The 18,866-nt window shown below is 50.3% G+C and carries 17 protein-coding genes; 16 read left to right on the top strand and 1 reads right to left on the bottom strand.

Annotated features, from left to right (window positions below):
* Positions 1 to 37 precede the first annotated feature (37 nt).
* The 16 genes from ICL55_RS17640 to flxY all read left to right on the top strand — a co-directional run bounded on the left by ICL55_RS17640 (position 38) and on the right by flxY (position 18,087).
* Positions 38 to 1,099 (top strand): class I SAM-dependent methyltransferase, encoded by a 1,062-nt coding sequence (locus ICL55_RS17640; protein WP_188099615.1) that lies wholly within the window; start codon positions 38 to 40, stop codon positions 1,097 to 1,099.
* A 126-nt stretch (positions 1,100 to 1,225) separates the two neighbouring features.
* Positions 1,226 to 2,482: an NAD(P)/FAD-dependent oxidoreductase gene (locus ICL55_RS17635; protein WP_188099613.1), complete on the top strand. Its 1,257-nt coding sequence runs from the start codon at positions 1,226 to 1,228 to the stop codon at positions 2,480 to 2,482.
* 64 nt (positions 2,483 to 2,546) lie between these two features.
* Positions 2,547 to 3,101: a beta-ketoacyl-[acyl-carrier-protein] synthase family protein gene (locus ICL55_RS17630; protein ID WP_188099610.1), complete on the top strand. Its 555-nt coding sequence runs from the start codon at positions 2,547 to 2,549 to the stop codon at positions 3,099 to 3,101.
* An 18-nt stretch (positions 3,102 to 3,119) separates the two neighbouring features.
* Positions 3,120 to 3,383, top strand: a complete 264-nt coding sequence (locus ICL55_RS17625) for a phosphopantetheine-binding protein (protein WP_188099608.1) — start codon at positions 3,120 to 3,122, stop codon at positions 3,381 to 3,383.
* The gene (locus ICL55_RS17620) at positions 3,380 to 4,573 is read left to right on the top strand and encodes a beta-ketoacyl-[acyl-carrier-protein] synthase family protein (RefSeq protein ID WP_188099606.1); all 1,194 of its coding nucleotides are present in this window, start codon (positions 3,380 to 3,382) and stop codon (positions 4,571 to 4,573) included. Before ICL55_RS17625 ends, ICL55_RS17620 begins: the two co-directional genes overlap by 4 nt.
* 16 nt (positions 4,574 to 4,589) lie before the next feature.
* On the top strand, positions 4,590 to 5,660 hold the full coding sequence (locus ICL55_RS17615; RefSeq protein WP_188099604.1) for a beta-ketoacyl synthase chain length factor: 1,071 nt from the start codon (positions 4,590 to 4,592) through the stop codon (positions 5,658 to 5,660).
* A complete protein-coding gene (locus ICL55_RS17610) occupies positions 5,650 to 6,429 on the top strand; it encodes a polysaccharide deacetylase family protein (protein WP_188099602.1) in 780 nt (259 codons plus the stop codon). Before ICL55_RS17615 ends, ICL55_RS17610 begins: the two co-directional genes overlap by 11 nt.
* Entirely contained in the window at positions 6,422 to 7,054 is a 633-nt protein-coding gene (gene lolA2 / locus ICL55_RS17605) for a flexirubin biosynthesis/transport protein LolA2 (protein ID WP_188099600.1), read from the top strand. The genes ICL55_RS17610 and lolA2 overlap by 8 nt, the downstream gene beginning before the upstream one ends.
* Positions 7,032 to 7,652: a flexirubin biosynthesis protein LolB2 gene (gene lolB2, locus ICL55_RS17600; RefSeq protein WP_484484287.1), complete on the top strand. Its 621-nt coding sequence runs from the start codon at positions 7,032 to 7,034 to the stop codon at positions 7,650 to 7,652. The genes lolA2 and lolB2 overlap by 23 nt, the downstream gene beginning before the upstream one ends.
* 68 nt (positions 7,653 to 7,720) lie before the next feature.
* Positions 7,721 to 8,083: an ApeI family dehydratase gene (locus tag ICL55_RS17595; protein WP_188099596.1), complete on the top strand. Its 363-nt coding sequence runs from the start codon at positions 7,721 to 7,723 to the stop codon at positions 8,081 to 8,083.
* A complete protein-coding gene (locus tag ICL55_RS35595; RefSeq protein ID WP_188099594.1) occupies positions 8,084 to 9,268 on the top strand; it encodes a DUF2062 domain-containing protein in 1,185 nt (394 codons plus the stop codon).
* Positions 9,269 to 9,343: 75 nt separating this feature from the next.
* Positions 9,344 to 13,219, top strand: coding sequence for a trifunctional MMPL family transporter/lysophospholipid acyltransferase/class I SAM-dependent methyltransferase (locus tag ICL55_RS17585; protein WP_188099592.1), 3,876 nt, complete (start codon positions 9,344 to 9,346; stop codon positions 13,217 to 13,219).
* Complete coding sequence (locus ICL55_RS17580) at positions 13,206 to 14,723, top strand: phytoene desaturase family protein (protein WP_188099590.1); 1,518 nt, start codon at positions 13,206 to 13,208, stop codon at positions 14,721 to 14,723. The genes ICL55_RS17585 and ICL55_RS17580 overlap by 14 nt, the downstream gene beginning before the upstream one ends.
* Positions 14,724 to 14,725: 2 nt before the next feature.
* Positions 14,726 to 16,414, top strand: a complete 1,689-nt coding sequence (locus tag ICL55_RS17575; RefSeq protein WP_343067810.1) for a C45 family autoproteolytic acyltransferase/hydrolase — start codon at positions 14,726 to 14,728, stop codon at positions 16,412 to 16,414.
* Positions 16,411 to 16,782, top strand: coding sequence for a holo-ACP synthase (acpS, locus tag ICL55_RS17570; RefSeq protein ID WP_188099588.1), 372 nt, complete (start codon positions 16,411 to 16,413; stop codon positions 16,780 to 16,782). Before ICL55_RS17575 ends, acpS begins: the two co-directional genes overlap by 4 nt.
* 12 nt (positions 16,783 to 16,794) lie before the next feature.
* A complete protein-coding gene (gene flxY, locus ICL55_RS17565) occupies positions 16,795 to 18,087 on the top strand; it encodes a flexirubin biosynthesis putative acyl-CoA ligase FlxY (protein WP_188099586.1) in 1,293 nt (430 codons plus the stop codon).
* Here flxY and ICL55_RS17560 read toward each other — a convergent pair.
* A complete protein-coding gene (locus ICL55_RS17560; protein WP_188099584.1) occupies positions 18,084 to 18,851 on the bottom strand; it encodes an alpha/beta fold hydrolase in 768 nt (255 codons plus the stop codon). The two genes, flxY and ICL55_RS17560, sit on opposite strands and share 4 nt — an antisense overlap.
* Positions 18,852 to 18,866 lie beyond the last annotated feature (15 nt).

The raw sequence follows: 18,866 nt of genomic DNA, 5'->3' as shown, positions 1-18,866 counted from the left end.
TTATTCGTAATTCGTCATTCGTAATTTTTCAAGATTTATGTTTAACAAGGAAACGAAAACAGCATTACAGGCAAAAGAAGCAGCATTGTGGCTGGCCTTCGCTCCGATAGCTTTCCAGGCTACGAGGGCTCTGCGCGACATGGGCATTCTGAAAGCAGTGAGTGACAGCGGATCTGCGGGCATCACCATTGAGGAGATAATGGAAAAAACCAATATGAACCGCTACGCAGTGAGAGTATTGCTGGAAGCCGGTTTGGGTATGGAACTGGTGATCGTGAACGATAAAAAATATACACTGACCAAAACCGGATATTTTATCCTGCATGATCAGCTCACCCGTATCAACATGGACTTTACGCAGGATATCTGCTACAAAGGGATGTATCATCTGGAAGACAGTCTCCGCAATGGTAAACCGGAAGGCCTGAAAGAGCTGGGCCCATGGGACACCATCTACCCAGGTCTGTCTCTCCTGCCACCGGCAGTGGGCAAAAGCTGGTTCGACTTTGACCACTACTACTCTGATCTCGCCACCCCCGGTGCACTGGACATCGTTTTTGAAAATAAACCCAAACGCCTGCTCGATATCGGTGGTAACACCGGTAAATGGGCGCTGGCCTGCACCGCCAAAGACCCGGCCGTAGAGGTAACCATCTTCGATATTCCCGGTCAGGCGAATATCGCGCAGCAGAAAATGAAAGATGCCGGCGTGGCCGACCGTGTGCATTTCCATATCGCCAATATCCTGCATGAGGACATCCCGTTCCCTAAAGGATTTGACGCCATCTGGATGAGCCAGTTCCTCGACTGCTTCTCCGAAGCTGAAATCGTGTCTATCCTTTCCCGCTGCCGTGAAGCACTCAATGACAACGGCACCATCTACATCCTGGAACCATTCTGGAACCGCCAGCAGTTTAAGTCGGCCGCCTTCTGCCTCCAGCAGACGTCCCTGTATTTTACCGCGATGGCGAACGGTAACAGCCAGATGTACCATACCGATGACTTCTTCCAGTGTATCCACGATGCAGGACTGGTGGTAGCGGAAGAGAACGATAAGATGGGGCTCAACTATACGTTGTTAAAAGTTAAAAAACCCTGATTATTTAGCTATTTGATTATTTGGGTATTTGATTATTGGTGTTAGCTGTGGAATTCACTTAATGAATGAAACACAGACAATAAAAAAATGTCTAAATAAAAAAATGAACAAATTAAATTTTACCGTATGAAAACTGAACAAGTAGATGTTTTGGTGATAGGTGCGGGACCTGCCGGTACAGTAGCGGCGTCTATTATCCACCAGGCGGGTTACAAAGTGAAAATCGTTGAAAAGATGAAGTTCCCCCGCTTCGTGATCGGCGAGAGCCTGCTGCCCCGCAGTATGGACGCGCTGAATGAAGCAGGCTTCATCGACGCCATTAAGGCCAAAGGTTTTCAGGAAAAATTCGGTGCCAAGTTTGTAAAAGGCGATGCGCTCTGCGACTTTACGTTCAAGGAACAGTATACGCCCGGCTGGACCTGGACCTGGCAGGTGACAAGAGCTGATTTCGATAAAACACTGGCAGATACCGTAGAAAGTATGGGCGTACCGGTTTCTTACGAAACAACGGTAACGGATATACGTTTTAACGGCACTGATTCAGTGACCACCATAGAAGACAAAGACGGGAACAAATCCACTATCGAAGCCCGCTTCATCGTGGATGGCAGCGGCTATGGCCGGGTGATCCCGCGTTTGTTCAACCTGGAAAAAAATTCCAGCCTCCAGCCGCGTAAAGCGCTCTTCTCCCACACGGTAGACGTACGCCGCTCCATGGCGGATGAACCTAACCGTATCACCGCAGTGGTGCATAAAAAAGGTGTCTGGATCTGGATTATCCCGTTCTCCACCGGCGTTACCTCCCTTGGTTTCGTGGGCGACCCTGAGTTTTTTGCACAGTACCCCGGTACCGACGAGGAAGTGTACCGTGCCCTGCTGGAAGCAGAACCCTATACCCGCGAACGTTTCCGCGATGTGGAACTGGTATTTGAGCCAAGAGTGCTCCAGTCCTGGTCTGCCACCACCGATAAGTTTTATGGAGATGGTTTTGTGCTGACCGGCAACGTGACAGAATTTTTGGACCCGATTTTCTCTTCTGGCGTAACTTTGGCCTGCGTTTCCAGTCAAACAGCAGCCAAACTCGTGATCAAAAAACTGCGCGGAGAGGAAGTAGATTGGGAGAAAGAATATATGGAGCCTACCCTGCAAGGGGTGAATACCTTCCGTTCCTATGTGATGGCATGGTACGAAGGCACGCTGGACACCATCTTCTTCAAGAAAGACGCAGACCCGGTGATCAAAGGACAGATCTGCTCCGTACTGGCAGGATATGTCTGGGATATGAGCAATCCGTTTGTGAAAAACCACGAAACGGCGCTCAAACGCCTGGCCCGGACCATAGAATTAACAGAAAAATTAAAAAGCAGTTCAGAGATTGAATAGCGCGGAAGCATATATTACAGGAAGTTGTATCATACGGCATCACGGCATCTGGTTAAACGGAGCCTTGTTGTGGGAAGCTGACCGGAGCATGGAGCTACAGGAATGGCTGCGGGCCGGATATGACCGGTTTTCCGGACAGTATCCCAAGTTCCATAAAATGGATGCCCTCAGCAAACTGGGATGGCTGGCAGCGGAAGTGCTGCTCAAACATGCCCCCGTGCAGGCGCTGTCGCCGGAAACAGTGGGCATGGTGTTGTCTAACCGCAGTGGCAGCCTGGATACAGACATCCGTTATTATGCCACGGTGAAAGATATCGCCAGTCCGGCCCTTTTCGTATATACCCTCCCTAACATTGTGATGGGGGAAATCTGCATCCGGCATGGTTTTAAAGGAGAGAATATCTTCTTCGTGTCCGAAAATTTCGATGCGGAGCTGATGAGCAGTTACCCTGCGCAACTGCTCGCTACCACGCCGCTACAGGCTTGCCTTTGCGGTTGGGTGGAAGTGATGGGCGATGACTACGAAGTAGCGTTGTTCCTGCTGGAGCAAACACCGCGGGGAATGGCCCAACGGGCAACAGCCGGAGCGCTGAACGAGCTCTATAAAATGTCTAAATAATAAAATATCAAAATCGTAATGGAACAGCTGATGGCAGATCTGAAAAAACAGATCATCGAACAATTGAATTTGCAGGAAGTAACACCGGAAAGCATCAGCAACGATGAACCGTTGTTTAAAGAAGGGCTGGGTCTCGATTCTATCGATGCGCTGGAACTGATCGTATTGCTGCAACAGCATTATAACATCCGTATCGCCAATCCTGAACAGGGACCGGAGATCTTCTACTCCATCCGTTCTATGGCGGAATTTATTGTTGCTCAACAAACAGCCAAAGCATGAGTGAAAAGGTGTGGATAGCAGGTGGCGGCGTCATCAGCGGCATAGGCCTGAACTTACGTGAATGCCTGCAGGCTTTCCGTGAGATGAAACCGGGCATGGGTGCCATGAAATACCTGTCATCTGTGCACCGTAACACTTTCCCCGTAGCAGAGGTGAAGGCAGATAACGACATGCTGGCGGATATGGCCGGATTACCGGAAAATATCAGTCGCACCGCGCTGCTCAGCCTGATCGCTGCCAGGGAAGCGTGGCAATCGTCCGGCCTGGACGATATCTCCCGTTACCGTGTCGGATTGGTGTCCGGCAATACGGTAGGCGGTATGGACAAAACGGAAGACTTTTTCGCGGAATATCTGGCAGACAACCGCAAGGGCCGTCTGCATCAGGTGATGCACCACGAATGTGGCAGCATTACCGAAATAGTGGCCGACGCCCTGGGCATCCGGCATCACGTGTCTACCATTAGTACGGCCTGTTCTTCCGGCGCTAACGCGCTGATGTACGGCTACCGGCTGATACGCAATAATATCGTGGACGTGGTGATTGCCGGCGGTACAGACGCATTGACCCGCTTTACGCTCAACGGTTTTAATACCCTCATGATCCTCGACCAGCAACCTTGTCGCCCTTTCGATGAAACCCGTACCGGGCTTAATCTGGGGGAAGGCGCCGGTTATGTGGTGCTGGTGTCCGACAGCCTCGCTGCCCAACTCCAGCCCTGGTGCCGCCTCAGCGGTTTCGCCAATGCCAACGACGCCTATCACCAGACGGCTTCATCGCCCGACGGCACCGGCAACTACCTGGCCATGAAAGGCGCACTGGACATGAGCGGACTGCAGCCGCAGCAGATCGGGTATATCAACCTGCATGGTACCGGTACCGGTAACAACGATGTGTCTGAAGGTATTGCCATCAACCGCATCTTTGCGCCGCATTTCCCGGCCATGAGCTCCACCAAATCATTCACCGGGCATACATTAGGCGCCAGTGGCGGTATTGAAGCGGTATTATCGGCTGTCTCCGTGAAAGAAGGGATTATCTATCCCAATGCGCGTTTTGAGCACCAGATGAAGGAACTGCCGTTTACACCGGCCACCGCCTGGTCCGAAGGCAATGACCTGCGCCATGTGATGTCTAACTCCTTCGGTTTTGGTGGTAACTGTTCCAGCCTGGTTTTTTCCAGTTTTTAGTGATTAAAAAGAGATGATGTTGACGATCTATATAAACGGCACCGGTTGTATTTCTCCGCAGGAAACTGCGGCAGGAGGACCTTTGCTGGCCAATCTGCGCGAATATGAGCAGGTAAAGCTGGCAACGGTAGATCCGGACTACAAGCAGTGGATCGATGTAAAACAGATCCGCCGCATGAGCCGCGTGGTAAAAATGGGCGTTGGCGCGGCCAACCTCAGTCTGCAGGCCGCAGGCATCACACAGCCGGACGCTATCGTGACCGGCACCGCTTACGGTTGCCTCGACGATACCGGCGTGTTCCTGACCAAAATGGTGAATCAACAGGAAGAAATGCTGACGCCTACCGCTTTTATCCAAAGCACCCACAATACCGTAGGCGGACAGATAGCGCTGCTGCTGGGCTGCAACGGCTATAACAATACTTTCGTGCACCGGGGCTTCTCTTTTGAAAATGCCCTGCTGGACACCGTGATGATGCTGCGTGAAGGCAGTGCGCAAAATATACTGGTAGGCGGACTGGATGAACTCACCCCGCATAGTTACCAGATACTGTCCCGCTTCGGACTGTATAAGAAAGAACCGGTGAAAACCATGGAGCTGCTGAAAAGCCCCACCCGTGGCACTATTGCCGGAGAAGGCGCCGCTTTCTTTACCCTTGGCACCCAACCGGAACAACATACCGTCGCTGAACTGACAGGCATCAGCACCCTCTACAAGCCCATGTGGGAAGGAGAGGTGATCGGCCATATCATGAAGTTCCTCGAAGACAACAACTGTACCCCCAACGATATTGATCTCCTTGTTACCGGCAGAAACGGTGACATCGATCAGGATGACATTTACGAGGAAGTAGTGGAAGCCTTGTTCCCCGAACATCCGGAAGCGAGCTTCAAACATCTCTGCGGCGAATACCCGACTGCTGCCGGTTTCGGTATGTGGCTGGCCAACAGCATCCTGGCCGATCAGGCAGTGCCCGATGTGGCCATGTTCTACGGCAAGGCGCCCCGCAGCATCAAAAAAATATTATTGTATAACCATCATCAGGGTACGCATCACTCCCTGATTTTGCTCTCTCATGTTGAATAGCCGGACCGCAAATATCATCATCATCACGAGTGTGGCCATACTGCTGGGCATCAGATTGTCCGGCCTGTACCCGTTGTCGTTCTGGTGGCTGGTACTGCCGCTGTTGTTACTGCTGCCTTTTTATATCAGAGGCGCCATGAACATCCGCTCTGATTTCTTCATTAAAACCATCTGCGCAGCACCGACCACAGAAAATGTGGTAGCGCTCTCCTTCGATGACGGACCGGAGGAAACACATACGCCGCAGATCCTCGATATCCTCGATCAACATCAGGTGAAAGCCGCTTTCTTTTGTATCGGCAAAAATATCGAGGGCAATACCCACTTACTGCAACGGATACACGCAGAAGGTCATGTGATCGGTAACCATACCTATTCGCATGATTTCTGGTTCGATATGTATACCAGCAGCACCATGGGGAAAGACATGGAAAAGATGGACTCCGTGACCATCAACGCCACCGGGCTGCAACCGCGCCTGTTCCGCCCGCCATACGGGGTCACCAATCCCAATCTGGCGAGGGCCATCAAAAGAAACAATTACCTGCCTGTGGGCTGGAGCATCCGCTCTATGGACACGGTAGCGACAGATGAAAATAAATTATTGCAGAAAATCATGTCGGAACTGCACCCCGGTGCGGTGATCCTGTTGCATGACACCTGCGGCATCACCGCCAGTATCCTGTCCCGGCTGATCAGCGCCATCAAAGCGGAAGGATACCGGCTGGAAAGGATGGATAAAATGTTAAAAGTGCCAGCTTATGTGTAAATGGATGATGATAGGTGTGATCTCCCTGCTGTCGTTGCAACTGCATGCGCAGTCGGGTTTTAAACCGGTCACCGACCTGTCGGTCGTTAAAAAGGAATTTGCCAGGGCTGCCCAGCAGACCCAGAGTATTCAGTGCGACTTTGTGCAGGAAAAGAACCTGAGCATGCTCTCTGATAAAATTACTTCGAAAGGAAAATTCTGGTTCAAGCGGGAAAATAAAGTCCGCATGGAATATCAGCAGCCTTCCTATTATCTGCTGGTGATGAACGGAAAAGACATCCGTATCAAAGATGCCCAGAAGGAAAGTAAAGTGTCTGGCAAGAACAACAAGTTGTTTGAACAGATCAATAAAATTACAGTCGACTGTGTACGCGGCACTGTGCTGGACAATACCGACTTCACCACCAAAGCATATGAAAATGCACAGAGCTACCGGCTGGAGATGGTGCCTGTCAACAAGGCCATGGCTGGTTATTTCAAGACGATCACCCTGGTAGTGGACAAAAAAGATTTTACGGTGTCGAGCATCACCATGGCAGAGCCATCCGGTGATGATACGAACATCAGCTTTTTACATAAACAAGTGAATGCGAATATTCCGGATGCGGTATTTGTGGTTAAATAGTGTACTGTTAGTGACGTTGCTGACCAGCTGCACCTCCGTTTATAAAGGGTTGCGGCGCACCGAAGGTAATGTGGACTGCATCCGGCAGTTCAGCCCTGCTTTCGATGCCACCTTGTACAGTACGCAGGTCAATATTCTGAAGCATCACCTGAGCGGACTGCTGTTTTTTAAACAGATGCCCGACAGCAGCCTGCGGGTGGTATTTGCCAACGAGATGGGATTTAAATTCTTTGATTTCGAATTTGATAAACAGGGAAATTTCACCAAACATTACCTGTTGCCCAGGATGGATAAAAAAGCGGTGGTGACCACGCTGCGTAAAGATTTCGAGCTGGTGCTGCTGCGGCCGGACCTTCGTCAGGCACATGTGGCAACGGATAGCCGGTACCGTTATACCGTAGTGCCCACTGAAAAGGGTCATAACTATTATATCACGGATAGCGCCTGCACGCAGTTGGTACGCATAGAGAAATCCTCTGTGCGCAAACCGGTGGTAAAGGTGTGGATGGAGCACTATACGCAGGGTACGCCGGACACCATCCGTATCGAGCATCAGCACTTCCGGTTCAATATCTCGCTGCAAAAAACACACAGATAAAGCACGAATTACGAGTTGACCGAAGCGGAGAAAGGACTATTTAAATATCAAAATATCAAAATATCAAAATGCTAAAAGGAAACTTTTACAACATTAGAACCGTCGTAAATGAAGATGGCCAGGTAACCCTCACCCTGGAACTGAATGCTGCACATCCTATTTTCGGTGGCCACTTCCCGGAACAGCCGGTGGTGCCCGGCGTATGCATGATGCAGATCGTCACCGAAACGCTGGAAGATGCCGTACAGCAGAAAGTACGGCTGCAGAAAGCCGGTCTGATGAAGTTCCTGAACATGATAGACCCGGTACAGCAACCGCTGGTAGATGTGAACCTGACTTACAAGGCAGAAGAGAACGGAGGATGGAAAGTGAACGCCACCCTAAAAAGGGAAGCCACCACATTTATGAAATTTCAGGGAGTATTTAAATAAGTGACAACCAACAGTACACATAACGAACATTTTGAGCGTCATCGCGCGGCGGTGCTCATTCCTACCTACAACAACGCTGGTACGCTGGAAGAGGTAGTGAAGGGAGCACTGTCCTATACCTCGCACGTGATTGTCGTGAATGATGGTGCTACCGATCATACCAGCACTATTCTCGAGAAATATCCTGCCGTACATAAAGTATCGTATAGCCCTAACCGTGGCAAAGGCATTGCGCTTCGCCGGGGTTTCGAATATGCGCTGACACAGGGATATGATTATGTGATCACCATGGATGCAGACGGACAGCATTTTGCCTCCGACCTGCCCGGTATGCTGGACAAAATCAATACCCATCCGGAAACACTGGTGATAGGCGCCCGCAACCTGAACCAGGAGAACATGCCTGGCAAAAACAGTTTTGCCAATAAGTTTTCCAACTTCTGGTTTTATGTGGAAACAGGCCTGAAGGGGCCAGACACACAATCAGGCTACCGGTTATACCCGCTGCGCCGCATGGGCCGTACCCGCTGGTGGTGCACCAAATATGAATTTGAAATAGAAGTACTGGTGCGTAGCGCCTGGAAGGGGGTGAAGATAGACTGGACACCGGTGAAAGTGTATTATCCGCCTGCAGAAGAAAGGATATCCCACTTTCGTCCGTTTCAGGATTTTTCGCGCATCAGCGTATTAAATACGGTATTAGTATTGATTACTTTTCTGTACATCAAACCGAGAGACTTTTTTCTGTGGATGCTGAAAAAAGAGAACTGGAAGAAGATGTGGAAAGAAGAAATACTGAACGCCGAAGAATCTAATGCACGCAAAGCTGCGGCCATTGGTTTCGGCGTATTTATGGGTATTGTGCCCATATGGGGATTCCAGCTGCTGGTGGCCTTTCTGGTATCCGTTAAACTAAAGCTCAACAAAGCGTTGGTGTTCCTTGCAGCCCACGTGAGCACGCCGCCGTTAACTCCCTTCGTGATCTTTTTCAGTTTCCTGGCAGGAAAAGTATGGATGGGAAGATCAGCCAAAGATCTGTTGTTTGATAAACATTTTTCCATAGCCGCAGTAGGGGATAACCTGCTCCAGTATGTTTTCGGCGCCATTACACTGGCTATTGTCGCCGGACTGGCAGCATGGGCTATCAGTTATGCCTTACTGGCCATATTCAGAAAAAACAAATAAATACTTACGAATTGTCTATTACTAATGGCTTCACCACTCGTAATTCCTAATTCGTAATTCGTAATTGATTCATATATGAGCAGTCTTTTCGTAGCGATTTATAATTTTTTTGACCGTCACAAGCTGGCGTTATGGTGTTGTACCATCATAAGCTTTGTGCTGGTTGGCTTTTTCGCGTCGCGTATCAGGCTGGAAGAAGATATTACCAAAATACTGCCGCAGGACAAGAAGTTGGATAAGTTGCAGCAGGTTTTCCAGGATTCCAAATTTGCCGATAAACTGGTGGTGACGCTGTCCTGGAAGGATACCAGCAAAGCGCCGCTGCCGGATAGCCTTACCGCCTGCGCCGCTTCCCTGGTGGCCTCCGCCGGTAGCCAGTTGTCGCCTTACATCCGTCAGATACAGGGGCAAACAGAAGATGCTCAGGTAATAGGCATGATGGACCTCATCCAGAAAAATCTGCCCATCTTCCTGGAATCGGGCGACTATACGAAAATAGATAGCCTGCTGGCGCCGGAGCAATTGCAACGTTCCCTGCAATACGATTACAATACGCTGATCTCCCCCGCAGGGCTGGTACTGAAGAAAGTAATACAGGCGGACCCCGTGGGTATTTCCTGGATAGGCATCAAAAAGCTGCAACACCTTCAGTACGATGATCAGTTTGAATTGTACGATAACTATGTGATGACGAAAGACCACCGTCATCTGATGATATTTATTACACCGGCTAACCCTCCCGGTGCTACGAAAATCAATGCTAAGTTCCTGGCGGGACTGGATAATATCAAAGACAGCCTTTCCCGCCAATTCCCTGACGTGAGCGTCAGCTATTTCGGTGGTACCGCTGTTTCTGCCGGCAATGCCACGCAGCTGCGGCAGGACACACTGCTTACGCAGGGCATCACCATTGTACTACTGGTAGCGTTGATAGCGTTGTTCTTCCGGAAGAAACGGGCTCCCGTAGTGGTGATGCTGCCGGTGATCTTCGGCGGACTGTTTTCCCTGGCCTGCATTTACCTGCTCAAAGGACATATTGCCGTGATGGCATTGGGCGCGGGCGCTGTGGTGCTGGGCATTGCGGTGAACTATTCGCTGCATGTGTTCAATCACTATCGCCATACTGCCGACATCCGGGAAGTGATTGCCGATCTGGCCACGCCCATGACGCTGGGTAGCTTCACCACCATCGGCGGTTTTCTCTGTTTACAGTTTCTGGGCTCACCGATGCTGCGCGACGTAGGGCTGTTTGCCGCCCTTAGCCTGGTAGGCGCCGCGCTGTTCTCCCTGATCTTCCTGCCGCACTGGATTGTGCTGGGCAAAAAAAGCAGCCAACCGGCGGAGCATCATGACAACTGGCTGGACCGCTTCTCCGCGCTCAGGCCGGAGCGCAATAAATATCTGGTGGGCGCTATCTTCCTGCTGACGATCGTGTTTTTCTTTACCGCCCGCAACGTGTCTTTTGAAAGTGACATGATGCGGATGAACTTCATGTCGCCGGAGCTGAAGGCCGCAGAAGCACACCTGAATAACATCAATGCCTATACGGCGCAGTCTGTGTATGTGGTGTCTGACGGCGACAACCTGGAAGCGGCACTGGAAAACACGGAACAACTGACGCCCGCCATTAGCCGACTGCAGACAGCTGGTATAGTGAAAAAATATGCCGGCGTGCAAACGCTGCTGTTGTCTGAGAAAGAACAACAGGCCCGCATAGAACGCTGGAAACATTACTGGACGCCGGAAAAACAGGCGCAGCTGCTTACCTGGCTCCGCAGCCACGGCGCAGCAGTGGGCTTCAGCGCTACCGCTTTCGATAGGTTTGCTGCCTTGCTGAATACACCTTATCAGCCTATGGCGAAGGAAGATCTGGAAACCTTCCGCAAAGGCACACTGGGTGATTTTATCATCGAGAAGAACGGCCGTACTTCTATTGTAACGCTGCTGAAAGTAGACCCGGCGCGTAAAAAAGAAGTGTACGCGGCCCTCGATCAGCATGCACATACCACCGTACTGGATAAACAATACGCTGCCAACCGATTGGTGGAAGTGATCAAAGATGAATTCAACAGCATCGCCTGGATGACCTCCACACTGGTGTTCCTGGCCCTGTTGCTGTCATACGGCCGCATAGAGCTGGCGCTGATCACCTTTATCCCGATGGCACTCAGCTGGGTGTGGATATTGGGCATCATGGGATTGTTCGGTATCAAGTTTAATATTGTCAACATCATCCTGTCTACCTTTATTTTTGGTTTGGGAGATGATTACAGCATATTTATGATGGATGGGCTGTTGCAGGAATACAAAACCGGCAGGAAAACCCTGTCGTCTTTCAAATCCTCTATCTTCCTTTCCGCTATCACTACTATTCTGGGACTGGGTGTACTGATCTTCGCGCAACATCCGTCGCTGAAGTCGATAGCGCTGATTTCCATTATCGGTATCGGCACCGTGGTATTGATTTCTCAGGTGATGATACCGGTGCTGTTCAACTGGCTGATCACCAACCGCGTGAACAAAGGCTATGCGCCCTGGACCTTCAAAGGTTGGGTGCTGTCCGTATTTTCATTCCTGTACTTCACCATCGGCTGTCTGATCATGACGCTGCTGGGTAATATCCTGATCCGTCTTAATCCGGTCAATAAAGAAAAGGGCAAGCTGCTGTATCACCGTATCCTGTCTGCCTATACACACAGTGTATTGTATATCATGACCAACGTAAAGAAACGTATTATCAATCCGGACAACGAGCAGTTGAAAAAGCCGGCAGTGATCATCAGCAACCATCAGTCCTTCCTGGATATTCTGGTGTCTACCATGCTGCATCCGAAAGTGATTCTGCTCACCAACCAGTGGGTGTGGCGGTCGCCGGTATTCGGCGCCGTGGTACGGCTGGCCGACTACTATCCGGTGGCAGATGGGGCGGAAGGTGCTATTGATAAGCTGAAAGCACGTGTGGCAGAAGGATATTCCATCGTGGTGTATCCGGAAGGTACGCGCTCTCCTGACCCGGTAATCAAGCGTTTCCACAAAGGCGCTTTCTATATTGCAGAACAACTGGGCCTGGATATTCTGCCGATCGTTATTCACGGCACCGCCTACACGATGTCGAAAGGCGATTTCCTGTTGAAAGACGGTCACGTGACGGTGAAGTACCTGCCGCGCATTACGCCGGAAGATCAGCGCTGGGGAGATAACTACAGCGCCCGTACGAAATCTATCAGCCGTTATTTTAAACAGGAATATGAAAACCTGCGCCAGGAGATAGAAATACCTTCTTATTTCCGGGAGCAGCTGAAATACAACTTTATCTATAAAGGACCTGTGCTGGAATGGTATATGAAAGTAAAAACCAGCCTGGAACGCAATTATGAACTGTTTCATCAGCTGCTGCCTACAGAAGGCCGTATCCTGGACCTTGGCTGTGGATATGGTTTTATGAGTTATATGCTGGCCTATGCGGCGCCAGGCCGGGAGATTACCGGCATAGACTATGACGAAGAAAAAATTATCACTGCGGCCCATGGTTACGCTAAACCACAGAACCTGCAATTCATCCACGGTGATATTTCAGCTACACCGTTCGAAAAATATGATGCCTTCATTCTGAGCGATGTGCTGCATTACCTGCAACCTGACGAGCAGGAACAGCTGCTGCAACAGTGCATCAGCAGGCTCACGCCCGACGGTGTGATCGTGGTACGGGACGGTGATGCAGACAAAGCCAGGCGGCACGAAGGCACAAGATTTACTGAATTTTTATCAACCCGGGTAATAGGATTTAATAAGACGAAGAACAAGGAATTATCGTTCTTTTCAGCCACGCATGTGCGTGGTCTGGTAAGCAAATATGGAGCAGTAGCAGAAGAAATAGACAATACCCGTTATACATCCAATGTAATATTTGTTATTAAAAAATCCCCCCAAAAAAATTATGCACAACTATGATGTGATCATTATCGGCAGTGGTCTTGGCGGACTGGTATGTGGAGCCATCCTCAGCCGGAATGGTTATAAAGTACGCATATACGAAAAGAATCGCCAGCCAGGTGGTTGTTTGCAAACCTTTTCCCGCGACAAAGTCATCTTCGACTCCGGTGTGCACTATATCGGCGGACTGGGGCAGGGTGAGAACCTGTACAAAATATTCTCCTATCTGGGCATTATGGACAAGCTGAAGCTGAAACGGATGGACACCGACGGCTTCGACCATATCAATTTGGGCACAGAAGATAAAGTATACCGGATGGCGCAGGGCAGGGACCAATTTATCCGCACCCTGGCGGCCGATTTTCCGGGGGAAACCGACGCCCTGCATGCCTATTGCGATAAGATCAGCGAAGTGTGCAGCAAGTTCCCGCTGTACAACCTGCGGCTGGGCGACTATGACGAAAAACGCAGCGTGCTGCCATTGAATGCCGCCAGCGTGATCGAAGGTTTTACCGACAATTACAGACTACAGCAGGTGTTGGCAGGCAATAACCTGTTATACGCCGGCGTAAAGGATAAAACACCTTTTTACGTACATGCGTTGGTGTTAAACAGCTATATGCAGAGTTCCTGGAAATGTGTGGATGGCGGCTCGCAGATAGCCCGCCTGCTGTGCCGGTGCATTACCGAAAATGGCGGAACTGTTATTCGTAATACCGAAGTGCGGAGGATCGTTGGCCAGGGAGACCGGGTGGACCATGTGGTGCTGGAAAGCGGAGAAAAGGCGAGCGCCGATTATTTTATTTCCAACCTGCATCCCGCCCAGACAACAGCCATCACAGAGAGCGATGCCATACGCGGTGCTTACCGTACCCGTATGCAGCATCTGGAGAATTCCACCGGGGCTTTTGTACTCAATGTGGTATTGAAGCCCGGTACATTTCCCTATCTCAATCATAACTACTACCACCATGCCACAGATGATGCCTGGGCAGGGATTGATTGTACACCGGACCAATGGCCGCAGACCTACGCCATTTACGTATCTGCCAGCTCCCGGCATGAAAAGTATGCCGACTGCCTTTCCGTGATGACATATATGCGTTACGACGAGCTGGCGCCCTGGCAGCATACTTTTAATACCGATAGGATGGAATCCGGCAGAGGGGCTGACTATGAGGCTTTTAAAGTACAAAAGGCAGAGCAGCTGATGGCGGCGGTAGCGCAAAAATTCCCGGACTTCCGCCACTGTGTGCAGTCGTATTCCGTGGCTACTCCGCTTTCCTACCGGGATTATATCGGTACCAGCGACGGCAGCATGTACGGTATCCTGAAAGATAGTGCAGACCCGCTACGGACCATGGTTTCGGCCCGTACCCGGTTGTCTAATTTGTATCTTACCGGGCAAAACCTGAACTTGCATGGTATTTTAGGGGTGACCATGAGCAGTGTGATCACTTCCGCAGAACTACTGGGAATGGAATTTTTGGTAGAAGAAATTAATCAGTCAATACTCAAATAAAAGTGGAAAAGAAAAAAAGAAGCGGATGGCGGAGACTGGGGCGGGTGCTGTTATATACGTTTGGCGCCATCCTGTTGTTGTTCGTTGCGCTGGCCATATACCTGGTGTCTGTCAGCCGGATGACACCGCCGCAGATAGCCGATCAATCGGCCTTGCAGCTACAACGCAAAGCGCTGGACAGCACCGCCTGGACCATTGGCAATAACTGGTTCCGTAAAAGCAACAGCGGGCTGTATGAGATGTATGTGGAAGGCGCTCCTTTCGAAAGAGGAGTGATCAATGGGAAGTTGTCCGGTGAACTGATCCGTCATCAGGAAGATGTTTTTGTGGAACAGATCCGCAAAATGATCCCTTCTGCGTCTTATCTCCACTTCCTGAAATATTTCATCGGTTGGTTCAACAGAAACCTGAGTGATCATGTGGCGGAGGAATTCAAGGAGGAGATCTATGGAGAATCTTTCTCAGCGGCTGCCGGTTACGACTTCATTGGCAGCAACTATGAAAGGCTCATGAACTACCACGGCGCCCACGATATCGGCCATGCCCTGCAAGGCATGATGCTGGTAGGCTGCACCTCTTTCGGTACGTGGAACAGCAATTCTGCCGACAGTAATCTGATTATCGGCCGCAATTTTGACTTCTACATGGGCGACAAGTTCGCCGAGGATAAAATGGTGGTGTTTTATCACCCCGATAAGGGCCATAACTTCATGTTTGTTACCTGGGGCGGTTTTACCGGCGTCGTATCCGGCATGAACGACAAGGGACTCACCGTGACGATTAATGCCGCCAAAACCAGCGTGCCTACCGGCGCTGCCACGCCTGTGTCGCTGGTGGCCAGGGAAATACTGCAATACGCCCGTAACATACAGGAAGCCTGGGCCATCGCACAAAAGAGAAAGATGTTTGTGTCTGAATCCTTCCTGATCGGCTCCGCGGAAGATAACAAAGCAGTCGTGATCGAAAAGACCCCGGAAGGCATGGACCTCTATGATCCTAAAAAGAACTTCATCACCTGCACCAATCACTTTCAGGGCGATTCACTCGGTAGCCTGGAATCCAACAAATTACAAATCAAAGAAAGCGCTTCGGAATATCGTTACGAACGTTTAAACGAGTTGCTGAAAGAAAACGGGCCTAACACGGTGCAGAAGACCATCAACATACTGCGCGACCGCAAAGGGCTGCACGGCGCCAATATCGGTTTGGGCAATGAAAAGGCGATCAACCAGTTCATTGCGCATCATGCCATCGTGTTTGAGCCGAAGAAAAAAATGGTGTGGGTATCTGCCGCGCCATGGCAGCTGGGGCAGTTTGTGGCATACGATCTGAATAAAATCTTCAGCATGCATGGCCTCGATAGTGATCATGAAGTATACGATAGTGTACAGCGTGTTCCTGCCGACAGTTTCCTGCTGACCAACGAATACACTTCCTTTAAAGTATACCGCCAGCTGAAAGCAGCACTGCAGGATGGCAAAGACATCGATACCAAAGCACTGGTCACCTCCAATCCGGAGTATTATCACACTTATGTGCTGGCAGGTGATTACGATTTCAAAAAAGGTAACTTCGCGGAAGCAAAACAATACTATGAAACAGCGCTCACCAAGGTGATAGCCACCAAAGGCGAGGAAATGCATATCCGCAAACAGCTGGAACAATGCAATGCTAAACTGTCAAAGAAATGATTGTTGGTATAGGCACAGATATCACGGATGTAGCGCGTATCGCAGCAAGACTGGCTAAAAGCAGTTTTCGCGACCTCGTGTTTACGCCATTGGAGATCGCTTACTGTGAGCAGCAGGCAGCGCCACAGGAGAGTTATGCCGCCCGCTTTGCCGCGAAGGAAGCATTCCTGAAAGCATTGGGCACCGGCTGGGGCAACGGCGGCGTGAACTTTAATGAAATAGAGGTCCGCAACGATGCGGCCGGAAAACCGGAACTGTTTCTGCTGACAGACAATGCCCGGTTTACATCGCTGGGTGTTAAAAAAATATGGGTGTCCTTGTCACATGAAAAAAATGCTGCCGTGGCAATGGTAATTCTTGAAAGCTGAATATCGTAACATATGTACATTCCCGATATAGAACTACAGTCAAAAGCCGCCATCAGGGCATTTCAGGAGAAGGAAGTCCTGAGGCTGCTCGGCTATCTGCGTGAGTTTTCTCCCTTCTACAGATCGTGGTTCAAACAACATGACATACACCCTGATAAAGTCCGTTCCCTGGAAGCGTTCAGCCTCATCCCTCCGGTAACCAAACAGGAGCTGCAGGAGCATAACTGGGAGTTCCTTTGCGTAGATAAAAGCCATATCGCGGAATATACCACTACCTCCGGTACTTTAGGGCGTCCGGTGATCATTGCGCTCACAGAGAAAGACCTGCAACGCCTCAGCTATAACGAATACATCTCCTTCTGCTGCGCCGATGGTACCGATAGCGATATTTTCCAGCTGATGCTGACGCTGGACCGTCAGTTTATGGCCGGTATGGCTTATTACAACGGTATCCGCAAACTGGGCGCCGGCGTGCTGCGCGTAGGCCCGGGCGTGCCCAGCATGCAGTGGGAGAATATTCAGCGCATCAAACCTACCACTATCGTAGGCGTGCCTTCTTTCATCGTGAAACTGATAGCCTACGCCAGGGAGCATAATATCAACATCAACGAGACGTCTGTCCGTAAAGCAGTTTGTATCGGTGAAAATATCCGTAACACCGATTTCTCGCTCAACGTGCTGGGCAAGAAGATCACCGAGCAGTGGAATATCCAGCTCTATTCCACCTATGCCTCCACAGAAATGCAAACGGCCTTCACCGAATGTAAAGCAGGCAAAGGCGGGCATCATCATCCTGAATTGCTCTATGTGGAACTGCTGGATGAAAACAACCAGCCCGTGGCCCCGGGACAGGAAGGAGAAGTAACCATCACCACGCTGGGCGTGGAAGGTATGCCGCTGCTTCGCTATAAAACCGGCGATATCTGCCAGTATCACGACGAAATATGCAGCTGCGGAAGACATACGCTGCGACTGTCTCCGGTTATCGGCAGGAAAAAACAAATGATCAAATACAAAGGCACTACATTATATCCGCCTGCCCTGTTCGACCTGCTCAACGATATGGAAGAAGTGAAAGAGTTTGTGGTGGAAGTATATTCCAATGAACTCGGCACCGACGAAATACTGATGCACGTTTGGCCCACAGAAGAGTCAGAGGAAATGGACCGGAAGATCAAATCCTATCTGCAGGCTAAATTAAGGGTGATACCACAAGTGAAGTATTGCGGCCAGCAGGATATTATGCGGATGCAGTTTCCGGAGAACAGCCGGAAGCCGGTGAAGTTTGTGGATAATAGGAGTTAAAATGCCAACATTTCAATAAATGCTTTAGCTGCCCCGAGCGTCAATGCCGGGGCTTCTTTATGCGGCGTATGTCCGATGCCCGGTACAATATACTGTGAAGCATTACCGCTCACCTGACTAACGGTTTTTTCCACCTGTGCCATCGTTCCATATTCGTCTGCTTCTCCCTGAATAAATAACAGTGGACAAGTAATTTCGGGTAAGAAATGTTCGATGTTCCAATCCCTGAAATCCGCGCGGGTCCATGTTTCTGTCCATGCCGCGAAAAGCGCGTCTGTTTTGTCGCCATGATACTTTTGCAAGCGTTGTGGCAGGGTCGTAGTTTGATATACATGCATGGCATCCCGTATACCCTTCAGCGTTATATCTTCCACGAAAATATGCGCTGCTTCACAGATAACGGCTTTTATCCGCTCGGGATACTTGCCGGCGGTAATCAAAGCAATAGAGCCGCCATCGCTGTGACCGAACAGTATCACCTGCTCCATTTCCAGATGCGTGAGTAATCCATTTAGTGTAGCTGCTTCCGTTTCCATGTAGCTGACGGGCCTTTCGCCCGCGGGCATCGGTGCTGACAGGCCGTAACCGAGGCGGTCGTATATGAGCGCATTGCATTGGGTAGCATCTGCCAGTTGTTGGGGAAACTCGCGCCATAAAGCGGTGCAGCCCAGGGAATCGTGCAGGAACACGATGACCGGTCTGCCGGGATATTTTTGATAGTGGTGAACTGCCAGTCCGTTGAATGAAAAAGAACGGGTATCCATCTTTCCGAAGTTTGA

The sequence above is a fragment of the Chitinophaga varians genome (assembly GCF_014529945.1).
GTDB lineage: Bacteria > Bacteroidota > Bacteroidia > Chitinophagales > Chitinophagaceae > Chitinophaga > Chitinophaga varians.
The sequence above is the reverse complement of the archived record's forward strand: the minus strand, read 5'-3'. Positions and strand labels throughout refer to the sequence as shown.

Coding starts and splice junctions, on each gene's coding strand:
- ICL55_RS17640 (WP_188099615.1), top strand. CDS start 38: ATGTTTAACAAGGAAACGAAAACAGCATTACAGGCAAAAGAAGCAGCA.
- ICL55_RS17635 (WP_188099613.1), top strand. CDS start 1,226: ATGAAAACTGAACAAGTAGATGTTTTGGTGATAGGTGCGGGACCTGCC.
- ICL55_RS17625 (WP_188099608.1), top strand. CDS start 3,120: ATGGAACAGCTGATGGCAGATCTGAAAAAACAGATCATCGAACAATTG.
- ICL55_RS17620 (WP_188099606.1), top strand. CDS start 3,380: ATGAGTGAAAAGGTGTGGATAGCAGGTGGCGGCGTCATCAGCGGCATA.
- ICL55_RS17615 (WP_188099604.1), top strand. CDS start 4,590: ATGTTGACGATCTATATAAACGGCACCGGTTGTATTTCTCCGCAGGAA.
- ICL55_RS17610 (WP_188099602.1), top strand. CDS start 5,650: ATGTTGAATAGCCGGACCGCAAATATCATCATCATCACGAGTGTGGCC.
- lolA2 (WP_188099600.1), top strand. CDS start 6,422: ATGTGTAAATGGATGATGATAGGTGTGATCTCCCTGCTGTCGTTGCAA.
- lolB2 (WP_484484287.1), top strand. CDS start 7,032: ATGCGGTATTTGTGGTTAAATAGTGTACTGTTAGTGACGTTGCTGACC.
- ICL55_RS17595 (WP_188099596.1), top strand. CDS start 7,721: ATGCTAAAAGGAAACTTTTACAACATTAGAACCGTCGTAAATGAAGAT.
- ICL55_RS17585 (WP_188099592.1), top strand. CDS start 9,344: ATGAGCAGTCTTTTCGTAGCGATTTATAATTTTTTTGACCGTCACAAG.
- ICL55_RS17580 (WP_188099590.1), top strand. CDS start 13,206: ATGCACAACTATGATGTGATCATTATCGGCAGTGGTCTTGGCGGACTG.
- acpS (WP_188099588.1), top strand. CDS start 16,411: ATGATTGTTGGTATAGGCACAGATATCACGGATGTAGCGCGTATCGCA.
- flxY (WP_188099586.1), top strand. CDS start 16,795: ATGTACATTCCCGATATAGAACTACAGTCAAAAGCCGCCATCAGGGCA.
- ICL55_RS17560 (WP_188099584.1), bottom strand. CDS start 18,851: ATGGATACCCGTTCTTTTTCATTCAACGGACTGGCAGTTCACCACTAT.